The sequence below is a fragment of the Sphingomonas bacterium genome (assembly GCF_903643035.1).
Taxonomy (GTDB): Bacteria; Pseudomonadota; Alphaproteobacteria; order Sphingomonadales; family Sphingomonadaceae; genus Sphingomonas.
Window position 1 is genome coordinate 1 of sequence record NZ_CAHJWW010000332.1, and the last position, 2,706, is coordinate 2,706.

Sequence of the window (2,706 nt, forward strand, 5' to 3'; positions counted from 1 at the left end):
ACGCCGGCGCCTTTCCCGTGGGCCTGCGCCAGCAGGCGAGCGCGGGCGAGGCGGCGGAGGACATCCTGCGCGTGGCGGCGCTGGGCGGCGCGGACGAGCGGTCGGTGCGTCTGGTGCGCGCGACGGACGGCGCGGCGCGGCTGAAGATCTATCGCAAGGGCGGCGCGCTGGCGCTGTCGGACGCGGTGCCGGTGCTCGAGAACTTCGGCTTCCGCGTGATCGAGGAGGCGGCGACCCGGCTGATCGACGACGAGGACCGCGCGACGATGCACGACTTCGCGGTCGAGGCGGACGCGAGCGCGGTCGACGCCGCGACGCTGGAGGGCGCGGTCGCCGCGGTGCTGGAGGGCCGGGCGGAGAACGATGCGTTCAACCGGCTGATCGTCGAGGCGGGGCTGTCCCCTGCGTCTGTCGTCCTGCTGCGCGCGTGGTTCCGCTACCTACGTCAGGCCGGGATGACCTATGGCATGGCGACCGTCGTCGACGCGCTGCGCCGCGCGCCGGCAGTCGTCGCCGCGCTGATCGACCGGTTCGCGGCGGCGCACGATCCCGCCGCGACGGGATTGATCGAGGAGGCGGACGCCGCCATCGCAGCCGGGCTCGTCGCGGTGGTCGCGCTGGACGACGACCGGGTGCTGCGGGCCTATCGCGACGTGATCGCCGCCATCCTGCGTACCAACGCGTTCGTCGCCGCGGGCGTGGAGGCGCTGGCGTTCAAGCTCGACAGCCACCTTGTCCCCGGCCTGCCCGCCCCCGTGCCGTGGCGCGAGATGTGGGTCTACTCGCCCCGCGTCGAGGGCATTCACCTGCGCGCCGGACCGGTCGCGCGCGGAGGGCTTCGCTGGTCCGACCGGCGTGACGACTTCCGCACAGAGATCCTGGGGCTGATGAAGGCGCAGCGCGTGAAGAACGCGGTGATCGTGCCGACCGGGGCCAAGGGCGGTTTCTATCCAAAGCAACTCCCTGTGCAGCGCGAAGCGGCGCTCAACGAAGGTACCGAGAGCTATCGCGTCTTCGTCCGCGCGTTGCTGTCGATCACCGACAACATCGTCGAGGGTCGCGTCGTCCACCCCGCCGGCATCGTGGTGCTGGACGGCGAGGACCCGTATTTCGTCGTCGCCGCCGACAAGGGCACGGCCACCTTCTCCGACGTCGCCAACGCGCTCGCGATCGAGCGGGGCTTCTGGCTGGGCGACGCCTTCGCCAGCGGCGGCAGCCACGGGTACGACCACAAGGCGATGGCGATCACCGCGCGCGGCGCATGGGTGTCGGTGCAGCGCCACTTCGCAGAGGCCGGCGTCGACGTGCAGGTGCAGCCGATCGCCGTCGTCGGCTGCGGCGACATGTCGGGCGACGTGTTCGGCAACGGCATGCTGCTGTCGAAGGCGATCAGGCTGGTGGCGGCCTTCGATCACCGCCACATCTTCCTCGATCCCGCACCCGATCCCGCCATGAGTTGGGCGGAGAGAGCGCGGCTGTTCGCGCTGCCGCGATCGTCCTGGGCGGACTATGATCCGGCGCTGATCTCGCCGGGCGGCGGCGCGTGGGCGCGAACCGAAAAGGCGGTCCCGCTCTCGCCGCCGGTGCGAGCGATGCTGGGCGTGGCGGCGACCGAGCTAGAGCCCGCGGCGCTGATCGCCGCGATCCTGCGCGCGCCCGCCGACCTCCTCTGGTTCGGCGGCATCGGCACCTACGTGAAGGCGGCGGCGGAGAACAACGCCTCCGTCGGCGATCCCGCCAACGATCGCCTGCGCGTCGATGCCGAGCAGCTGCGCGTGCGCGCCGTCGGCGAAGGCGCGAACCTCGGCCTCACGCAGGCGGCGCGCATCGCCTTTGCCGGGCGGGGCGGACGGATCAACACCGACTTCATCGACAACTCGGCGGGCGTCGACTGTTCGGACCACGAGGTCAACATCAAGATCGCGCTGAACCGCGAGGTGGCGGAGGGCCGGCTCGACTGGGATGCGCGCAACGAGCTGCTGGCGAGCATGACGGACGAGGTCGCGCATCTGGTGCTGGAGGACAACCGCCTTCAAACGCTCGCCCTGTCGATCGCGCAGGCCGAGGGCGCGAGCGCGGTGCCCAGTCACGTCCGTGCGATCGAGGTGTTCGAGGCGTCGGGCCGGCTCGATCGCGCGGTCGAGGGGCTGGCCGGCAACGAGGAACTGCTGCGCCGCGCCGCCGACGGTCCCGACGGCGGAGGCGGCCTGACGCGTCCCGAGCTCGCGGTGCTGCTCGCCACGGCGAAGCTCGCGTTGCAGGATGCGATCGAGACGGGCGGCGTGCTGGGTAGCGATCCGGCGTTGCTGGCGGACCTGCACGCCGCCTTCCCGGCGGCGATGCGCGAGCGGTACGGCGACGCGATCGACGCGCATCGGCTGCGGTCGCAGATCGTCGCGACGAAGGTCGCGAACCGGATCGTCAACCGGATCGGCCTGCTGCATCCGTTCGAGCTGGTGGAGGAGGAGGGCGCCGCGCTGGGCGACATCGCCGGCATGTTCGTCGTCGCCGAACGCCTGCTCGGCCTGCCTGCGCTATGGGCGCAGATCGAGGCGACCGCGATGCCCGAGGTCGCACGGATCGCGTTGTTCGACGAGGTGGCGCAGGCGACGCGCAGCCACGTCGCCGACCTGCTGCGCGTGACGCGCCCCGGCACCGGCCCCGGGGCGGTGCTCGCGCGCCTGGAACGCGGCGTCGCGGTGCTGG

At 72.1% G+C, this 2,706-nt stretch carries 1 protein-coding gene; it reads left to right on the plus strand.

The window, feature by feature from the left end; all coding sequences use genetic code 11:
• Window positions 1–2,706, plus strand: a 2,706-nt coding sequence (locus HUV01_RS14730; protein ID WP_174298951.1) for an NAD-glutamate dehydrogenase domain-containing protein, incomplete at both ends; no start/stop codon positions are given.